Genomic DNA, 17,953 nt, shown 5'->3' with positions numbered 1-17,953 from the left:
CCGCGTTTCCCCTTACGCTGCAACGCCTCGTGCCCTGATCAGTTTGCCGTGAACGTGAAAAAAATAATCCGCATCGATGACCTGCAGGTGTTTGCCACGACCGCTGAGGCGGGTAGCTTTTCGGCGGCGGCGCGCTTGCTGGATATCTCCCCGGCCTTGGCAAGTGGTGCTGTCCAGCGCCTTGAGGCTTGCCTGGGAGTGAGGTTGTTCGTGCGCTCCACCCGCCGGCTGCGGTTATCCGACGATGGCCAGCGCTATCTGCCCCATGCCCGTTCGGCGTTGGAAACCCTGGAAAATGGAGAGCTTGCCCTTACGCTGGGGCGCGACGAGATCTCCGGCACACTGCGCCTGTCGATGCCCTCCGATATCGGGCGCAACCTGCTGTTGCCATGGCTGGACGAATTCCAGCGGCTGCACCCCGGCGTGCTGCTGCACTTGCAGGTGAGTGATCAGGTGGCCGACCTGTTTGGCGAGCACCTGGACGCCAGCATTCGCTATGGCCAGTTGGCCGACTCCAGCCTGGTGTCGCTGGCATTGGCGCCTTTCAACAGGCGAACCCTGTGCGCATCGCCAGCCTACATTGCGCGGCATGGGCTACCCGCAACGCCAGAGGCGTTGAGCGAGCACAATTGCCTGCGCTATGTGATGGGCGAGCAGACATTCGAACGCTGGAGCTTTCACACGCCGGTTGGGGTGAAGACCGTTCAGATCAGTGGCGATCGCATCAGCGACGATGCCGATATCGTTCGGCGCTGGGCCGTCGCCGGCTTCGGGATCGCCTACAAGTCCGGGCTTGATGTGAGGGATGACGTGCGCAGCGGCCGACTGGCCGAGGTATTCCCGCCGGATTACGGCCAGCCCGCGCCCTTGCAACTGGTATGCCCGCACCGCGCGTCACTCAGGCCGGCGGTGCAAGCGTTGCGGGCGTTTCTGGCGGGGCAGTTCGAACGCTATGTTGCGCAGGCCACGTAGGAGCCGGGGGCCGGCCTTCCGGCACAGCCGGCGAACCCAGGCGCAGCGCGGGTTCGCTGTACCCGTTCCAATCAGAACCCTTCGAGCACGATCTTGCCCTTGGCCTTGCCGCTTTCGATCAATGCATGAGCACGCTTGAGGTTATCGGCGTTGATGGCGCCGAAATGCTCGCCCAGGGTGGTCCTGATAACGCCCGTGTCCACCAGGTTGGCAATGCGCTCCAGCAGCTCATGCTGCTTGATCATGTCCTCGGTGTGGTACAGCGAGCGGGTGAACATCAGCTCCCAATGCACCGAAAGGGATTTGCGCTTGAAGGGCATCACGTCCAGTTGGGCCGGGTCGTCGATCAGCGCCAGCTTGCCTTGAGGGCGCAGCACGTCAACGATCTGCGCGGCGTAGGTGTCGGTGTGGGTGAGGCTGATCACATAGTCCACCGAGCCCTGGCCAATCGCGTCCAGTTGAGGCGCCAGCGCAGCCGAGTGATCGATCACATGATGGGCACCCAGTTCGGTTACCCACTGTTGTGTCTGTGGCCGTGAGGCCGTGCCGATAACCGTGAGGCCAGTGAGCTTGCGCGCCAGTTGCACAAGGATCGAGCCCACGCCGCCGGCCGCGCCGATGATCAGCAGGCTTTTGCCCTGGCCGCCGTTTTCTTCGATGCCGAGGCGATCGAACAGCAGCTCCCAGGCGGTGATGGAGGTCAGCGGCAACGCCACGGCGCTGGCGTTGTCCAGGGTGCGCGGCTTGTGGCCAACGATGCGTTCGTCCACCAGGTGAAATTGGCTGTAGCTGCCTGGGCGATCGATCGCACCGGCATAAAACACTTCATCGCCTGGCTGGAACAGCGAAACGCCTTCGCCGACTTCCCGCACGATACCTACCGTGTCCCAACCCAGTACCTGCGGTTGTTCCCCGCCGCCGCTGCGCGCGCGCACCTTGGTGTCGACCGGGTTGACCGCGATGGCTTTCACCTCTACCAACAAGTCACGGGCGCCGGGCACAGGTTTGGGCAGGTCCATTTCAAAAAGGGACTCGGGATGTTCGATCGGCAAGGCCGGTTGCTTGAAAACAATGGCTTTCATCTGTAGCTGTCCTGATGAGTGTTGACCTGAAGTCAGGCTAGCGTCGTAATCCGTTTGGAAAAACCCGGCGCTTGCGGGAATACTTTCGCCGTTTCGTTGAAAATAAACGGCCAGCCTCATTCACGTGCCACGCAGCGGGCGCGGCGCTCGTCCACGCGCTTGGCAAACCAGGCGGTGGTCAGATGCCGGGTGATCTTCGGGCTTTCCAGCGTGATCCCGGGGAGCACTGCCCGTGGCACAGGTCGGCCCGCCACCTGGTCGGCCAAGTCGAACACCCGCCGATAAACGCCTGTGTCTTCGAAGCCTTGTTCCGAGCCCGATTCCAGCGCACGGCGAATGGCGCTGTCGCTCATGTTCAGGCGTGAACCCAGCGAGCGCACGGCCAATTCCGTCTGCCCAGGGGTGGAGGAGCCGTAGTCGATCAAGTCGCCGTCGAGCGTCAGCCGCGCTTTCACCAGGCGGTTAAGGGCAGCCTGGAAGGCCGCGTTACGGCTGGCATAGTGGCCGGCGTTAAAGTCGGCGAAGCGGTACAAGGGCTCCGGGTAGTTGACGGGGTAGCCCAACAAATGCGCCGTGCCGAAATACACGCCGCCACGGCGGCTGAACACTTCCTGGCGAATGGAGCCCTGGCGTGGGTACGGGTAGTCCCGGGCGTGCTGCTCGGCAAATGCAACCGCCACTTGCATTGGGCCTGCGGTATGCACGGGGTTGAGCGTTCCGAACAATTGCTGACCCAGCGGCACCATGCCGATGAAGTCTTCGAAGGCCTCGCTCAACTCACGCTCCGTGCGTGCACCCGCAATGCGCTTGGCATAGGTATCACCCGTGGGGGACTTGATAGCCAGGGCGGCATCTACCAGAAACCCTGGAACATGCAGGCGCCCGGCACGGCGGTCGATTTCTTCCCGGGCGATACGGCCCAGGCCTGGTACCTGGGGGTCTACCTGGAAGTTGGATTCCTGTTCGATCACCGCAATCACCGAGCACAGGTTTTGCGCGGTAGGTTCGAGCCCCTGGGTGTCGAACGCCGTTTGAATGTCCGTCGCCCAGCCTTGGCGATTGCCGACCGAAGGCGGCAACAAGCGCTGCACGGTGCCACGGACCTGCTCGGGCGTCGGGGCGGGGGGTTGTGGTTGGTGGGTACAGGCCGCCAGCGCCATCACTAATGTCGACAGCGCAATCCGTTTCAATACGTTCAATCAGACATCTCCCTGCGATGGCAGGCAGCATACAGGCTGAGCGTTGCTGGAGCATTGATCGGCGCAAGCGCAGCCGCCACTATCCGCCTTCCGGGCATGGCCCATCGCAGAGGGATGCATCGCACATGGAAGGATTCGTTATTCGCCAATTGGTGGCCACCGATGCCGAAGCGTTACTGGCCTTCGAGCGGGAGAACCGTGAATGGTTCGAAACCCACATCGAGGCGCGGCCGCCGACGTTCTATTGCTTGGAGGGTGTAGCCGTGCAGATCGATGCGTACCTCTCAGGGCTGGCTGCCGGTACCTGGCACCCGTTTGTAATTGAAGAGGCGAGCGGGCAGATCGTGGGCCGCGCCAACCTCAAAGACATCGACCTTTCTGCGAAGCGTGCGGAAGTGGGCTATCGAATTGCCGGAAAAATGTGCGGGCGAGGGCTGGCGACCCGGGCTCTTGAACACCTGATAGAACAGGCGCGCCTACGCTGGGGCCTGAGGCGGCTTGTGGCGTATGTGTATGAGGCGAATGCCGGCTCGAAGAAGGTGCTTGGCAAGTGTGGCTTCATCCCGGACCCACTGCCTGACGACTCCATCAGTGAGGTAGAGCGCCGCTATACCCGCTGGATGGACGGTGCTTGAGCAGTGTGGGAGGGCCCGATCACAAACGAAAAAGCCCCGCTCGAAAGCGGGGCTCATCGTTAACCAGCGGCCGATATTACTGAAGCAGTTTCAGTACAGCGGACGGGATCTGGTTGGCCTGGGACAGGATCGCGGTGGAAGCCTGTTGCAGGGTTTGTTGCTTGGTCAGCTCAGCGGTTTCAGCGGCGAAGTCTACGTCCTGAATGGTCGAACGAGAGGCGGTAGCGTTCTCGATGATGTTGCTGATGTTGCTGATGGTGCTTTCCAGACGGTTCTGCTTGGCACCCAGGTCGGCACGGGTGGTGTTCACAGTGTTCAACGCGGCGTCGATGGCGCTGATGGCCGAGTCGATCGCGGTGTGCGCGGCGCTGGTGCTGCCGCCGGTGATTGCAACGCTGGCAACACCCAGGCCGGAGGCCGAAGCGTTCAGGCTGATGCCCAGGTCGATGTGCTGGTCGTCACCGGTCATGGCGCCCACCTGGAACTGCAGGCCCGAAGCCGAACCGTCGAGCAGCTTCATGCCGGTACCGAAGGTAGTCGACGTGGAGATACGGGTCAGTTCGTCGCTCATCTGGCTGAATTCAGATTGCAGAGCGGTACGGTCCGAAGTGCTGTTGGAGTCGTTACGCGACTGAACGGCCAGTTCACGCATACGCTGCAGGATGCTGGTGGTTTCTTGCAGCGCGCCTTCAGCGGTCTGGGCGATCGAGGTAGCGTCGTTGGCGTTTTTGGTCGCAACGGTCAGGCCTTTGATCTGGGTGGTCAGACGGGTAGCGATCTGCAGGCCGGCGGCGTCGTCTTTGGCGCTGTTGATTTTCAGGCCCGAGGACAAGCGAGTCATCGAGGTGCTGGTGGCGGACGAAGCCTTGTTCAGGTTGTTCTGTACGGTCAGGGAAGCAATGTTGGTGTTAACGGTCAACGACATGACGAAATCCTCAGGGCAGCGGTGATGTACTTGGCTTCCGGCCCTGGCGGTGCCGGGTGTGGCCTGGATAACCTTCGAAGTAGTTATCGTCGCTTTTGGCGTTTGCTTAAGGGTGAGGGGGTGCCGTTGATCGGATGCAAACGGGCTTGCGCATCCTGCCGCGCGAGCCGATGCTTCGAGCCCTCATTGTCAGGAAGGCAGGCGTATGGCAAACACGGTGAAGACCCCAGACCAACTGGCTACGGATGAAGCCTGGTGGGCCGACATTGCGGCGCGCTATCCGGAGCGTGACGGGCCGATCAACCTGGAAAACGGCTATTTCGGGCAGATGACGCACAATGCCCTTCACGCCTACGAAGGCGCCATCAGGGAGGTCAACCGAAGGAACGCCGTACAGGTTCGGCGTGAATTCGACGAATACCAACTGCTCGACATTCGCCAGCAGCTGGCAGAACTCATGGGCCTGCCCGCCGAGAGCCTGGCCTTTGCGCGCAGCGCCTCCGAGGCGCTGTATTCCCTGATTCGGAACTACAGCCGGCTCAAGCCCGGGGACCAGGTATTGATCAGCGACCTTGACTACCGCTCGGTACAGGGCGCGTTCAGCTGGTTGCAGGCCGCCAGGGGGGTGGAGCTGATCAGGATCGTTCATCCTCACCCCCCCAGCCACGACGCACTACTGCGCGCTTATATCGACGCATTCGAGGCGCACCCCCGGCTCAAATTGATGGCGCTTACCCACGTGACCCATCGCACTGGGCTGGTAATGCCGGTAAAGGCGATCGCCCAAGCGGCCAAGGCTCGGGGCATTGATGTCATATTTGATGGCGCTCACTCGCTGGGCCAGCTTGAGGTAAACCTCGCGGACATCGGCGTCGAGTTCGCCGGCTTCAACTTGCAGAAGTGGATCGGCGCGCCTTTCAGCCTTGGGGTTATCCATGTACGCGAGGAGCGGCTGGGCGACTTCACGCCGGACATGGGCAATCCGAGCTTCGGCGCCGATGACGTTCGTTGCCTGGCACCCTACGGCACGCCCAATGTGCCTGCGCTGATGGCGCTTCCCACTGTGTTCGCCGAGCACCAGGCAATTGGCGGCTGGGCGGTGAAAGGCGCGCGTTTGCGCTACCTGCGCAACCTCTGGGTAGCCGAGGCGCGCAAGCTGCCCGGCATTGAAGTACTCACCCCGGATGATCCCCGGTTGTATTGCGGCATCACGGCGTTCAGGTTCGTAGATGCAGCAGACCAGCAGGTGCAGGTAGAGCGGTTGCTCAATGAGTTCAACGTGTTTACCGTGCTGCGCGAGGGTTCGGCGTGCGGCCCCTGCATCAGGGTAACGCCTGGTTTCACCACCACCGTGAGCGATATGAAGCAGTTGATCGAAGCCCTGCGGGCGATGACAAGGGGTAACGGTTGAACGAACACAGTTTGTCCATGCGGCTGGAGCGTGTGGCGGCGCTGGTACCTGCAGGCGCGCGCCTGGCCGACATCGGTTCGGACCATGCCTACCTGCCGGTGGCTTTGATGCACCGCGGTGTGATCACGGCAGCGGTGGCGGGAGAAATCGCGGGAACGCCATTCCTGGCGGCTGAACGCACCGTGCGCGATAACGGCCTGGGCGAGGGCATTACCGTGCGCCTGGCCAATGGGCTGGCCGCCATCGAGCTGCAAGATGGCATTAACGCAGTGACTATGTGCGGGATGGGCGGCGAGACGATCCGCGACATCCTTGAGGCGGGCAGGGCGCATTTGAACGGCACCGAGCGCTTGATCCTGCAACCCAACGGCGGCGAGCAGCCTCTTCGCCAGTGGCTGATGGTCAATGGCTATTCGATACTCCACGAAGAGGTGCTGCGAGAAAACCGCTTCGACTACGAAATCATCGTGGCCGAGCGCGTGGGCCCTGTGACCTATACCCCCCAGGAACTGTATTTCGGCCCGGTGCATTTGCAGGCACGCAGTCCGGCCTTCCTGGCCAAGTGGCAACGCAAACTGCGCCTGAGGCAGCGCACCCTGGCCAGCTTCGCCCATGCGCGCCAGGCGGTGCCCGAGGATAAACTGCAAAGCCTCACGCGCCAGGTGCACTGGATCAAAGAAGTGCTGGCGTAACGGGGTTCGATCGAGCGCCTTCTGGAAGCCGTTCGTAAGCTAGCCTGTGGCTTCGCCGGATGGCCGGCCCCGTTGCTACAGCGGCCGGGAATGTTCGCGAAGCCATTCTTCACGGGTGAGCTCCCAGGTTTCCTTGAGCATCGGGCCGCCTACAAAGCTTCCCTCGCGTACATCGATCCTGCGCATGCCCTCGCGCTCTGAAACCCTGCGGGAGGCATGGTTGCCCGCCGCCTTGGGCACCTGCATCAGCGGGCGCTTCAGGGTTTCGAACCAATAGGCGTTGATCACTTCACAGGCCTCGCGCATGTACCCCTTCCCCTGCCAGGGCGGGCTCAGCCAGAAGCCCCGGTGGTTACCGGGCTGATCGTACAGGCAGATGCTGCCGATGCTGTGAGCGGGGGTTGCGGCAAGGCGAATCATCCAGTGCCATTCCTGGCCGGCCTCCATAGCCGGAAGGGCAACGTCGCGCACGTACGTCAGCGCGCCGTCATCCGGATAGGGCCATGGCACCCGGCTGTCCAGGTAGCGCACCACGTCCCAGTGAGGAAAGCAGCGTTGGATATCGGGCGCATCGCTCAGTTGCAGCGGCGTGAGCAGCAAACGGTCCGTGTGAAAGGTGGGGAGGCTTTCCATTGCGCGGGTTCCTTCGCGAAAGCGGGCGGTTCGATGCCCACTTTCGCAGAACCCCTGCCTGTATTTCAAAGGTTTGGATGAAGCCCCCGTACCGGACTCACGCCTTCGAGCAGCGATGCGGCATGGAGCAGGGTATTTTCCGCCAGCCAGGTGGCTACCAGTTGCACGCCAATGGGCATGCCGTCGTGGCTGGTACCGAAGCGGATTGACATGCCGGGCAGGCCCGTCAGGTTCAGTGGCACAGTGGAGCCTTGCAGGTAGGTGGCGTCTACGGTCTGGCCGTTGATAGTGAATTGCGACACGCCATGTTTCTGCGCCGGGATCGGCTGCACAGGCGTGAGCAGGATGTCGTAGCGGGCGAAATAATCGGCAAAGCCGTCCCGCAGCCGTTCCGCCGCCTGCTCGGCTTCGATGAAATCGCTCATGGACGTATCCGGCAGGCCCAGCATCGTTCTGGCCATCAGGTAGATCTCGGCTTCATTGCGGCCTGCCACGGCCTGGGCGAAGGCGGGCTTCATTTCCATGACGTGAAGGCGGTTGAACACGTCCAGCGCAAAGTCCTGCTCCAGCGCGGGGATACGCACGGGCTGGACCACGCAGCCCACGCTTTTCAGCGCCTCGGCGGCGGCCTTTACCGTGGCCGCTACTTCGGGGTCGATGGGCCCGAACCCGGGCTCGATCAGCCAGCCCACGCGCAGGGGGCGGGCAAGCTGAGGCGGCTGGCCTGGCTGGAATGCACCTATACCAGAGGAAAATGCGTCTGCGCCGTCGGGGCCGGCCATGAGCGAATAGGCCAGCGCGACGTCGCGAACACTGCGCGCCATGGGCCCTACGTGCCAGAACCGGCGCGGCGCCCGTGGCCAGATCCCGGTCATGGGCACTCGCCCGTGGGTTGCCTTGAGCGAGGTGATGCCGGTTTGCGCCGCCGGACCGCGTACAGAAATCGCCAGGTCAGTGCCCAGGCCCAAGGGTGACATGCCAGCGGCGATCGCGGCCGACTCCCCGCCGCTCGAACCGCCCGGGGTGCGCTCCAGATTCCAGGGGTTATTGGTCCGCCCCGAAAGCAGGTTGTCGCTCTCGATCCAGTAGGAGAACTCCGGCAGGTTGGTCTTGGCCAGCAGGATGCCGCCGGCGCTTTTCAGCCTGGCAACACTGGTGGCGTCGGCCTCGGGCACCCGGCCCTTGGAGATCGGCGAACCGTGCTGGGTCAATACGCCAGCCGTGTCGATGGAGTCTTTCACAGTAAAGGGCACGCCGTGCAGCGGCCCTACTGCCTCACCGGCCAGGATCGCCGCTTCTGCCGCTTTGGCGGCCGCCAGGGCATCCGGGGCTAGGCTGACGATGGCATTCACCTTCGGGTCCACGGCTTCGATGCGGTCCAGGTGCGCCTGCACCACTTCCACAGGAGATACCGCTCGGCTGCGGATAAGCTCGGCCAGTTGAGTAGCATCGAAACGAACAAGATCAGTCGTCATCACAGGAGCCTCTATCTATCAGTTGGTAGGTAAGAAAGCTAGGCGTGTCTCCCGGCCCAGTCAAGGCCTACCTGCCAATTGATAGATGAATATTTCGAAGGCATACTTGGCCCTTCGGATCTGCCATGCCGGCAGTCGCAACGGCGGAGACACCCACACGTGAGTACGAATTCTCGAGAAGCGATCCTTGCGGCGGCCCGGCGCAGCGCCCAGGTGCACGGGTATTGCGGGCTGAATTTTCGCGACCTTGCACAAGAGGTCGGTATCAAGAGCGCCAGCATTCACTACTACTTTCCGAGCAAAGCCGACCTTGGCGCGGCGGTCGCACAGCGGTATTGGGAAGACACCGCAGCCACGCTGGAAGCCTTGCGGGCCGAACATGAAAGCCCGGCCGCTGCGCTGGCGGCCTACCCGCGGGTGTTCCGCATCTCCCTGGAGAACGAGAACCGTTTGTGCCTGTGCAGCTTCATGGCCGCCGAGTACGACGACTTGCCAGACCCGGTCAAGAAGGAGGTGCAAACCTTTACCGACGTGAACGTGGCCTGGCTTGGCAAGGTGCTGGAGGAGGCGGGCATCGCCGGCGCGGGCGAAAGTGAAGCGCGCGCCAGGGCTATCTTTGCGGCGGTCGCGGGGGCTCAACTGGTTGCTCGGAGCCGCGCAGATATTTCCCTGTTCGACGCGATGATGGACAGCTATCGCACGGCCGGCCTGTTTGGCCCCGTGGCTGCCTGAATCAACGGGCGCTGCTTAACGCTCGACCGTGGGAAAGTGCAACGAAGCCTCGGTAACACCATTCTCGCTGCGCAGGGCGGCACGCCCGTCGTGCAACGCCATGATCGACTGCACGATCGCCAACCCCAGGCCGCCCGAGTCGCCGGGGTCGGTACGGGTTTCGTCGGCGCGGTAGAAGCGCTCGAACAACCGCGGTATCACGGCAGGTGGCAGTGTGTCCCCCCGGTTCATCACCACTAGGCGGGTTTCATTGCCAGGCCGCTCGCTGCGCAGCTGCACTGTGCTGCCCGGGGTGGCATGCTTTACCGCGTTGGCGAGTAGGTTGCCCAACGCCCGCTGGAGCAGTGGAAGGTCTGCCTGGAGCGTGCCGCTCATGGTGTTGTGCAGGCCAAGGTTGCGGTCCTCGGCCAGGGCTTCAAAGTACTCGCACAGCTCGTCGCCCAGTTGCTGCAGGTCCACCGGCTGGCGAACGATGGGGCAGTCGCCATGGTCGGCCCGCGCCAGGAACAACAGGTTGGCGACCATCCGGTTGAGCCGTTCGAATTCCTCTACGTTGGAAGCGAGCAGGTCTTGATATTCGCTGACCGAGCGGGCCTGGTTGAGCATCTGGCCGTTACTGGTGAGCAGGGTGTGCAACGGCGTGCGCATTTCATGGGCCAGGTCCGCGGAAAACTGCGACAGGCGGGCGAAGCTGTCATCGAGGCGGTCCAGCATGCCATTGAGGGCTTGCACGGGCTCGTACAATTCCTGAGGGATTTGCGCCACGCTCAATCGTTGCCCAAGGGTGCGCGGGCTGATGCCAGCCACTTGGGCGGCAATCGCCCGTACCGGCCTCAACGCGCGCCGCAACACCAGTACACCCAGCAACAGCGCCAACAACGCGCCAAGGCCCACCGCGGCATAGATCCTCAAGCGGTAGCTGGCAAGCATCGCCGTGCGCTCATCCAGGCGTTTGCCGACCGTCACCCGCAGCCGTTCACCGTTGCGCCCTGTGCCATCACCCGCCAACAGCAGCAAGCCGCTGCCGCTGTCAGGCTGCCAGGTGACGACGTGCTCCCGGCGCGGCGGCTGGTTTACCGCCAGCGCCTGCAGGGCAGGGATGGCGTCGGTATGCGGGTTGATGTCAATGATATCGGCCTGAGCATCCCGCCCTACCAGCAACAGGCTGTCCCGGTTGCCCAGCATGTTCTGATACAACCGTGGCCGCGCCTGCAGGGCGCTGAGGTCATCGCTGTCCTGAAGCAGTGCCCGTACTTGTTCCAGCCGCCCCATCAGGGCCATGTCGTCGCGGTAGGCCAGTTCGGCTTCCAGGCTGCGGTACAAGAACCACCCCGAAAAGGCGAGTACCCCGGCGCAGGTGACCGCCACGCCGAGCGCGGCTCGCCAGATCAACGATCCACGACGGCCAGGGTCACTCATCGCTGGCCTCCAACTGATAGCCGATGCCGCGCACGGTATGGATGAGCTTGGGGAAGAAGGGGTCGTCCAGCTTCGCCCGCAGCCGCCGCACCGCCACGTCCACCATGTTGGTATCGCTGTCGAAATTGAGGTTCCACACATGGGAGGCAATGAAGGTGCGCGACAACACCTCCCCGCGCCGGCTGACCAGCAGGTGCAGCAAGGCAAATTCCTTGTTGGTGAGGACGAGCCGCTGCCCGCCGCGGGTTACCCGACGGCGCATCACGTCCAGCTCCAGGTCGGCGACCCGGTAGTGTTCCAGCTCACGGGGCGGGCCCCGGCGCAGCAGGGTGCGCACGCGGGCGAGCAGCTCGATAAAGGCAAATGGCTTGACCAGGTAGTCGTCCGCGCCGCGTTCAAGGCCTTTGACGCGGTCTTCTACTGAATCGCGCGCAGTGAGAAACAGCACTGGCGTGTCTCCGCGCTGGCGCACCAGCTTGAGCAACTGCCAGCCATCGAGGCCCGGCAGCATCACGTCGAGAATGATCAGGTCGTAATCGGCCTCTTCGATAAAGTGGCGGCCATCGAGCCCGTCGAGCGCAACGTCCACGGCGTAGCCGGCCTCGGTCAAGCCCTTGGCCAGGAAATGCGCCGTCTTGGGCTCGTCTTCTACCAGTAATACACGCATGGCTACCTCGCTTGCAGTACGCATAGGCTATGCGGACTGGGCGCCGTTTCCCATTACAAACTTGTAATCCGTGTGACGGAATTGGGAGCGGGGCAGGGGGTTAGGGTAGGCGCAGCCCAACCAAGGAGCCTGCCATGCCCCCTATCAAAACCCTTTGCCTCGGCCTGTTGACGCTGGTTGCCGCCCAGGCCCAGGCGGCCCTGCCCCAACAGCCGGAACTGGACCTGGCCACCGCTCGGCAGCTTGCCGATGCCGCGCCGTGCACTGCTGCGATCGCCGTGCTGGACCGTGGCGGCAACCTGTTGCTGATCCAGCGCGACCGCAACACCGGCCCGCATAACGCTGACGCCGCCCGGCGCAAGGCATACACCGCCCTGTCCACCAAAACGCCCACCCGTGCCCTGGCCGAGAAAGCCGCACAAAACCCTGAAACCGCCAACCTGAACACCTTCCCAGAGCTGCTGTTGCTCGGCGGCGGCGTGCCGCTGTACCAAGGCGCGGACCTGGTAGGCGCGCTCGGCGTTGCCGGTGCCGGCGGGCCTGCCCCGGACGAACGCTGCGCAATGGACGCGGCCACCAAGGTCGGCCTGGCGACTCATCCCTGAACCTTTGTTTCCACCTTCATTACAAGGAAGCCTCAGCATGAAACTTCGCACTCTGGCCTGCACCCTGGCGCTCACCAGCCTTGCCGGCCTCGCCAACGCCGCGCCGAACCCACTGAGCGTTCATGTGCTCAACCTGCAAACCGGCACCCCTTCGGCGGGCATCCAGGTCACCCTGGAGCGCCACACCGGTGCCACCTGGCAGGCGCTGGCCCAAGGCACCACCAACGAACAGGGCCGCATCCCTGAGCTGTTCCCGGCCAACATGGCGATCGACAAGGGTGAGTACCGCGTGGTGTTCAAGACCGGCGAGTACTACCAGAAGCTGCACCAGGACACCTTCTTCCCGGAGATCCCGGTGATCTTCGAAGTACGCCAGACCGACCAGCACTACCACATCCCGCTGTTGCTCAGCCCGTACGGCTTCAGCACCTATCGCGGGTCGTAGTCGCCGTCTGTTGTGCGGGCGCCAGCTCGCGAATGATCGCGTGTCCAGCTTTGATGTGCGTTCCTGAACGCCCTGGCGAAGCTGTTCGATGATCCTTCGCGCACGGTTGGCGCCCACGTCCACGTGGATGTCCACCATCGGCAACGGGCCGAAATCGAGCATGTTCCTGTACTGCGCCTCGATCACCACCTTGTCTTCATCGAAGGTCATTTTGGTCTGGTCCACCACCTTGGCCTTGACCTCGTCGTGGTTGCTTTGCGGGTTGGTGGCCATCGTCCAGAAGTAGTGGCTGGTGGTGTCGGTTTCGGGCGTTACCCCATGGAAGCCGCGCATATGGAAACCGCGCCGGGCGGGGTCATCGAGCGAATCGGTACCTACGTCCACGGCGCCAGTCCAGATACGCAGGTGGCTGACGCAGAATTCAATTTCCTGCCAGCGGTCCACGTTGCCCTTGAACGGGTACGCCGCGGTATAGGTGGGCGGTGGCACCGAGTCGGGCAGATGGCGGGTCACCCGCACAGAGCGCTCATCGCTGGTTACCCGTACCTGGGCGTTCATGTGAATGCTGGCGTTGCCGCCGATGGTGCGCAGGTGCACGTAACCCAAGTGGCTCAGGTCCAGCAGGTTGTCGTGGATAAGCTGGTAGGGCGCGTCGTAGTGGTACACATCGCCGTCGAACAGGTAGGCGGGATTGGTGTGGAACTCATACGCTGGCGGCTCGTGGTCGGGCACTGGGCAAGACGCGCTGCCAAACCAGATCCAGATGATTTTGTCTTGCTCGCGCACGTGATGGGCACCTACCCGCGCCTTGCTGGGTACCTTGGCCTGGCCGGGTACTTCCAGGCATTGCCCGGCCCCGTCGAACAGCAGGCCATGGTAGCCGCAGCGCAGCCCGCGGGCTTCCAGTGTGCCCTGGGACAACGGCAGCGCCCGATGGCAGCAGCGGTCATCAAGCGCCGCCGGCGTGCCGTCAGCCGTGCGGAACAGCACGATTGGCCTGTTCAACAACGTGCGGGCGAGGGGCTTGTCCTCAAGCTCCCACGCCAGGGCGGCCACATACCATTGATCGAGCGGGAACGCGGGCAGGGCCGCGGGCGTACCTGGCTCATAAGCCAGCGGTTGGGCGGTTGAAGCGCTCATGAACTTCTCCTGTATCGGTTTTTATTGTCAGAGGTCCAGCACCAGGCGGGCACTTCGCGCGCGCGAGCAACAGACGGCGAAGCGGTCGTTCGCCGCGTGCTCGGCGGCGGTCATGAACTGGTCGCGGTGGTCCGGCTCGCCGTCCAGCAGTGGCGTGATGCAGGCGCCACAGATGCCTTGCTCGCACGAGCTGTCCACGTCGATGCCGTTGCGCAGCAGCACCTCCAGCACCGTTTCGTCACAGGGCACTTCGAGCACTTTTCCGGACCGGGCGAGGTGGATGTCGAACGGAGCGTCCCCTGCCTGAACCTGCGGGGCGGCGGCAAAATCTTCCCGGTGAATCTGGTAGTCGGCCCAGCCGCAGGCCTTGGCACTGGCTTCCACGAACGCCATGAAGCCAGCCGGCCCGCAGGTGTACAGCTGATCCCCAGGTTGTGGCGCTGCCAGTACGCGCTGCGCATCGAGCCGCTGCGCAGGTGGGCCATTGTCCACATGAACGTGCAGATGATGGGCGAGCGTGGAAGCCTTCAGGTGTTCGACGAAGGCCAGGCGGCCCAGATCGCGGCCGCAGTAATGCAGTTCGAATGGCTTGCCGGCCGCTTCCAGCACATGGGCCATTGCCAGCAACGGCGTGATGCCGATACCACCCGCGAACAACAGATAACGCTCGGCGGTAAGGTCCAGTTCGAACAGGTTACGGGGCAGGCCGACCGATAACTGTGTGCCTTCTTCAATCCGTTGATGCAGGTGCTTCGAACCCCCGCGCGAGGCGGGCTCCTCAAGCACTGCGATCATGTAACGGTGGCGCTCGTGGGGCGGGTTGCACAATGAATACTGGCGGGTCAACCCGGAACCCAGGTGCACGTCGATATGCGCGCCAGCGGTAAACGGCGGCAGCTCGGCTTGATCGAGGGGCACCAGTTCGAAGCTGCACACGCCTTGGGCTTCGATGATTTTGCGGCTTATGCGAACTTCAAGCATGGGCGGACCCCCACAGGGGTGGCAGGCGCGGCATGGCAGTCAACCTCGGATTATTATTGTTCGGCCCGGTGCGTTTATGATGCGGCTCGGGTCATTGCCTGGAATTCATCCTATCTCATTTAGTTGCGGTGTCAACCAATTGGTTGCGCCGTTCAGGAACCTTTCGTCATGCCTCACGCCCCCCTGGACCTGGAGCGCTATGTTCCAGCCCTGCTGACGTCCCTCACCAACAAGCTGTCCAGCGGCGCCTCGGCGTGCTACCGCAAGCACTACGGCATTGGCATCGTGGAATGGCGGGTACTTGCCATGCTGGCGGTGGAAAACCACATCACCGCCAATCGGGTAGGGCAGGTGATCGGGCTGGACAAGAGTGCGATCAGCCGTTCGTTGCAGGCGCTGGAGCGTGAGGGGTACGTGACCAGCGAAGTCGACACAAAAGATGCGCGCCGCCACACCGTGTCCCTTACCCCGAGCGGTCGGCAGTTGCATGACCGGGTACTGGAAACGGCGGTGCGGCGCGAAGAGGTGTTGCTGGCAGATCTGTCGGAGCGCGAGGTTGATACGTTGATCGACCTGTTGCACCGCATGAGCCGCCAGCTCGAGAAGGTGAACGCGGTAGAGCCTTAACTCCGTATCAGAGGCCGCCGAGGCTCACGTATTTGAGGTGCAGGTACTCGTTGATGCCGTGGGAGGAGCCTTCCGAACCCAGGCCGCTGTCCTTCACGCCGCCGAAGGGTGCTACTTCGGTGGTGACCAGGCCCTCGTTGATGCCCACCATCCCGCTTTCCAGCGCCCGCGACACGCGGAACACCCGGGCCAGGTCACGGCTGTAGAAGTAGGCCGCCAGGCCGAACTCCGTGCCGTTGGCGGCGTTAATCGCTTCCTGCTCGGTGCTGAAGCGGAACAACGCAGCCACCGGGCCGAAGGTTTCTTCGCGGGCGATAACCATGTCGGCGGTGGCGTCCGCGATCACCGTAGGCTCGTAGAAGGTGGCGCCGAGCGAGGACCGCTTGCCGCCTGCCAGTATCCGGCCCCCCTTGGCCTGGGCATCCTCGACCTGGCTTTGTACCTTGGCCACGGCCGCCTCGTTGATCAGCGGACCTTGCTGCACGCCTTGCTCGAAACCGTTGCCCACCTTGAGCGCTTGAACCCGCTCGGCCAGCCGGCGGGCAAACTCATCGTAGATGCCGTCCTGCACATAGAACCGGTTGGTGCAAATGCAGGTCTGCCCGCTGTTGCGGTATTTGGAGGCCAACGCGCCTTCGATGGCCTTGTCCAGGTCGGCGTCGTCGAACACGATGAAGGGCGCGTTCCCACCCAGTTCCAGCGAGAGCTTTTTCATGGTGGCGGCGGATTGCTGGTACAGCAGCTTGCCGATCCGGGTGGAGCCGGTGAAAGTCAGCTTGCGTACCCGGGCATCGGAAGTGAGCTCATTACCGATGGCCGCCGCGTCGCCGGTCAGCACGTTCACCACGCCGGCGGGCACGCCAGCCTTTTCTGCCAGCACGCCCCAGAGCAAGCCGCAGAACGGGGTGAATTCGGAGGGCTTGACCACGATGGTGCAGCCCGCCGCCAGGGCAGGGGCCACTTTGCGGGCGAGCATGGAGAACGGGAAGTTCCAGGGCGAAATAGCCGCGACCACGCCGACCGGTTCCCGGGTAACCTGGATCTGCCGGCCTGGCCATGGTGAAGGAATGATCTCGCCATTGACCCGGCGTGCTTCCTCGGCAAACCACTGAATGTAGTCAGCGCCCAGTTTGATTTCAGCCCGGGCTTCGGCCAGCGGCTTGCCTTGCTCCAGCGTGAGCATGGCGGCGAGCGTATCGAGGTTTTCCCGAACCGTGCGCGCCATGACCTGCAAGCGTTCGGCCCGCTCTGCGGCTGTGGTCAGCGACCATTGGGGGAAGGCGGCGTGGGCGGCATCGATGGCGCGCTGTGTGTCCGCCGCGCCTGCCCAGGCGATAGTGCCGATCCGTTCGCCCGTGGCGGGGTCTTCAACGGTGTGAGTAGCGCCGTTATCCGCCGGGGCCCATTGCCCATCGATGAAGTTGGCTTGGCGCAGCCAGCCGTCAGCCTTGATCTGTTCGAGCGTGTTCGTTGCGTTGATCACGTGAGAAGTCATGGGATGCCTCCATTGATTATGAATTGATTAGACCGGTCGTCTATGTCAAAAGGCCAAAAAAAAGCACTCATAGGGAAGTGCTTTTTCAGGGGCGTATCAGCCAGCAGCGCGCAGCAACTGACGGGTTGCCACCATCGCCGTGTCGAACGGCAGGGTATTGCGGTTGATCTTTACCATCACGCTGGCGCCCAGCCACATCTGGTACAGGCTTTTGGCGATGTCCTCCGGCGCGCCATCCACCTTGAGTGAGCCCTCGGCCAGCCCGGCTTCGATGGCTGCCGCCAAACGCTCGGTAATGCCCGCCGTGCCGCGTTTCAAGGCCATGCGCATGGCTTCGGACAAGTCTGCCACCTCAGCGCCCAGTTTCACCGCCAGGCACTTGCCCTGGCAGTCGAAGAACGATTGGTTGGCCTGCCAGCTCTCGAAGTACTTCAGCAAGCGCTCGGCCATGTTCAAACCAGGCAAGCTCAGCGTTTGGTCGATCTCGGCGAGGTAGCCTTCGAAGTAGTCTTCGAGCAGCGCCTCGCCGAAGGCGTCCTTGGAGCTGAAATAGTGGTAGAACGAACCCTTCGGAACGCTGGCGGCGGTCAGTACCTCGTTGATGCCCACCGCGGAAAACCCTTTGCCGGCCATGATGCGTTGGCCATGGGCAAGGATGCTGTCCCGGACGTCGCTGGTTTGGAGTGCGTTTGATGTTTTCATGGCAGGGACATTACGCCTGATTAGACCAGTCGTCTACGGCTTTTTGAAAATCTTTTCAGGTAGTGAGCCAATAACTGTTTGATAGCGAGCCGGGGAATAAATCAGCCTCGCGGGGC

General features: G+C 63.0%; 18 protein-coding genes and 1 pseudogene. 8 read left to right on the top strand and 11 right to left on the bottom strand.

Going from position 1 to position 17,953, the window contains the following annotated elements; translation table 11 throughout:
* The first annotated feature begins 63 nt into the window (after positions 1-63).
* Positions 64-972, top strand: a complete 909-nt coding sequence (locus LG385_RS13965) for a LysR family transcriptional regulator (RefSeq protein WP_413247381.1) — start codon at positions 64-66, stop codon at positions 970-972.
* A gap of 71 nt (positions 973-1,043) precedes the next feature.
* Here LG385_RS13965 and LG385_RS13960 read toward each other — a convergent pair whose 3' ends face one another.
* Both LG385_RS13960 and LG385_RS13955 read right to left on the bottom strand, forming a co-directional pair.
* Entirely contained in the window at positions 1,044-2,054 is a 1,011-nt protein-coding gene (locus LG385_RS13960) for a zinc-binding alcohol dehydrogenase family protein (RefSeq protein WP_225774794.1), read from the bottom strand.
* Between the two features lie 116 nt (positions 2,055-2,170).
* Positions 2,171-3,214, bottom strand: coding sequence for a DUF1615 domain-containing protein (locus tag LG385_RS13955; RefSeq protein WP_225776242.1), 1,044 nt, complete (start codon positions 3,212-3,214; stop codon positions 2,171-2,173).
* A 164-nt stretch (positions 3,215-3,378) separates the two neighbouring features.
* On the opposite strand from LG385_RS13955, the gene LG385_RS13950 reads away from it, so the two are divergent.
* Positions 3,379-3,888, top strand: coding sequence for a GNAT family N-acetyltransferase (locus LG385_RS13950; RefSeq protein ID WP_225774793.1), 510 nt, complete (start codon positions 3,379-3,381; stop codon positions 3,886-3,888).
* A gap of 76 nt (positions 3,889-3,964) precedes the next feature.
* Here the strand turns inward: LG385_RS13950 and LG385_RS13945 are convergent, their stop codons facing one another.
* Complete coding sequence (locus LG385_RS13945; protein ID WP_225774792.1) at positions 3,965-4,813, bottom strand: flagellin domain-containing protein; 849 nt, start codon at positions 4,811-4,813, stop codon at positions 3,965-3,967.
* A 205-nt stretch (positions 4,814-5,018) separates the two neighbouring features.
* Here LG385_RS13945 and LG385_RS13940 point away from each other — a divergent pair, with 205 nt between their 5' ends.
* Together LG385_RS13940 and LG385_RS13935 are read left to right on the top strand one after the other, a co-directional pair.
* The gene (locus LG385_RS13940; protein ID WP_225774791.1) at positions 5,019-6,224 is read left to right on the top strand and encodes an aminotransferase class V-fold PLP-dependent enzyme; all 1,206 of its coding nucleotides are present in this window, start codon (positions 5,019-5,021) and stop codon (positions 6,222-6,224) included.
* A complete protein-coding gene (locus LG385_RS13935; protein ID WP_225774790.1) occupies positions 6,221-6,916 on the top strand; it encodes a tRNA (adenine(22)-N(1))-methyltransferase in 696 nt (231 codons plus the stop codon). Before LG385_RS13940 ends, LG385_RS13935 begins: the two co-directional genes overlap by 4 nt.
* A 75-nt stretch (positions 6,917-6,991) precedes the next feature.
* Here the strand turns inward: LG385_RS13935 and LG385_RS13930 are convergent, their stop codons facing one another.
* A complete protein-coding gene (locus tag LG385_RS13930) occupies positions 6,992-7,549 on the bottom strand; it encodes a GNAT family N-acetyltransferase (RefSeq protein ID WP_225774789.1) in 558 nt (185 codons plus the stop codon).
* A gap of 65 nt (positions 7,550-7,614) precedes the next feature.
* Entirely contained in the window at positions 7,615-9,024 is a 1,410-nt protein-coding gene (locus tag LG385_RS13925) for an amidase (protein ID WP_225774788.1), read from the bottom strand.
* Between the two features lie 159 nt (positions 9,025-9,183).
* Here LG385_RS13925 and LG385_RS13920 point away from each other — a divergent pair, with 159 nt between their 5' ends.
* On the top strand, positions 9,184-9,756 hold the full coding sequence (locus tag LG385_RS13920; protein ID WP_225774787.1) for a TetR/AcrR family transcriptional regulator: 573 nt from the start codon (positions 9,184-9,186) through the stop codon (positions 9,754-9,756).
* 15 nt (positions 9,757-9,771) lie between these two features.
* Here the strand turns inward: LG385_RS13920 and LG385_RS13915 are convergent, their stop codons facing one another.
* Together LG385_RS13915 and LG385_RS13910 are read right to left on the bottom strand one after the other, a co-directional pair.
* Positions 9,772-11,175 carry a heavy metal sensor histidine kinase gene (locus LG385_RS13915; RefSeq protein WP_225774786.1) on the bottom strand — a complete coding sequence of 468 codons (1,404 nt, stop codon included), beginning with the start codon at positions 11,173-11,175 and terminating at the stop codon, positions 9,772-9,774.
* A complete protein-coding gene (locus tag LG385_RS13910) occupies positions 11,168-11,842 on the bottom strand; it encodes a heavy metal response regulator transcription factor (RefSeq protein WP_225774785.1) in 675 nt (224 codons plus the stop codon). The genes LG385_RS13915 and LG385_RS13910 overlap by 8 nt, the downstream gene beginning before the upstream one ends.
* 134 nt (positions 11,843-11,976) lie before the next feature.
* Between LG385_RS13910 and LG385_RS13905 the strand changes: the two genes are divergently transcribed.
* Positions 11,977-12,447, top strand: coding sequence for a GlcG/HbpS family heme-binding protein (locus tag LG385_RS13905; protein WP_225774784.1), 471 nt, complete (start codon positions 11,977-11,979; stop codon positions 12,445-12,447).
* 37 nt (positions 12,448-12,484) lie between these two features.
* Entirely contained in the window at positions 12,485-12,892 is a 408-nt protein-coding gene (uraH, locus tag LG385_RS13900) for a hydroxyisourate hydrolase (RefSeq protein WP_181116353.1), read from the top strand.
* 75 nt (positions 12,893-12,967) lie between these two features.
* Here the strand turns inward: uraH and LG385_RS13895 are convergent.
* Positions 12,968-14,032 (bottom strand): annotated as a pseudogene (locus LG385_RS13895) (Rieske 2Fe-2S domain-containing protein); the annotation flags it as partial.
* A 27-nt stretch (positions 14,033-14,059) separates the two neighbouring features.
* Positions 14,060-15,013, bottom strand: a complete 954-nt coding sequence (locus LG385_RS13890; protein ID WP_225774783.1) for a PDR/VanB family oxidoreductase — start codon at positions 15,011-15,013, stop codon at positions 14,060-14,062.
* 168 nt (positions 15,014-15,181) lie between these two features.
* On the opposite strand from LG385_RS13890, the gene LG385_RS13885 reads away from it, so the two are divergent.
* On the top strand, positions 15,182-15,640 hold the full coding sequence (locus LG385_RS13885) for a MarR family winged helix-turn-helix transcriptional regulator (RefSeq protein ID WP_225774782.1): 459 nt from the start codon (positions 15,182-15,184) through the stop codon (positions 15,638-15,640).
* Between the two features lie 7 nt (positions 15,641-15,647).
* On the opposite strand, the gene LG385_RS13880 is transcribed toward LG385_RS13885, so the two are convergent.
* Together LG385_RS13880 and LG385_RS13875 are read right to left on the bottom strand one after the other, a co-directional pair.
* Positions 15,648-17,135: an NAD-dependent succinate-semialdehyde dehydrogenase gene (locus tag LG385_RS13880; RefSeq protein WP_225774781.1), complete on the bottom strand. Its 1,488-nt coding sequence runs from the start codon at positions 17,133-17,135 to the stop codon at positions 15,648-15,650.
* A 96-nt stretch (positions 17,136-17,231) separates the two neighbouring features.
* Positions 17,232-17,837: a TetR/AcrR family transcriptional regulator gene (locus LG385_RS13875; protein WP_181116339.1), complete on the bottom strand. Its 606-nt coding sequence runs from the start codon at positions 17,835-17,837 to the stop codon at positions 17,232-17,234.
* Positions 17,838-17,953: the final 116 nt, after the last annotated feature.

Source organism: Pseudomonas sp. Marseille-Q5115 (genome assembly GCF_916618905.1).
GTDB classification, from domain to species: Bacteria; Pseudomonadota; Gammaproteobacteria; order Pseudomonadales; family Pseudomonadaceae; genus Aquipseudomonas; species Aquipseudomonas japonica_A.
Note: the sequence above shows the minus strand (reverse complement) of the source record. Positions and strands in the feature narration are given on the sequence as shown.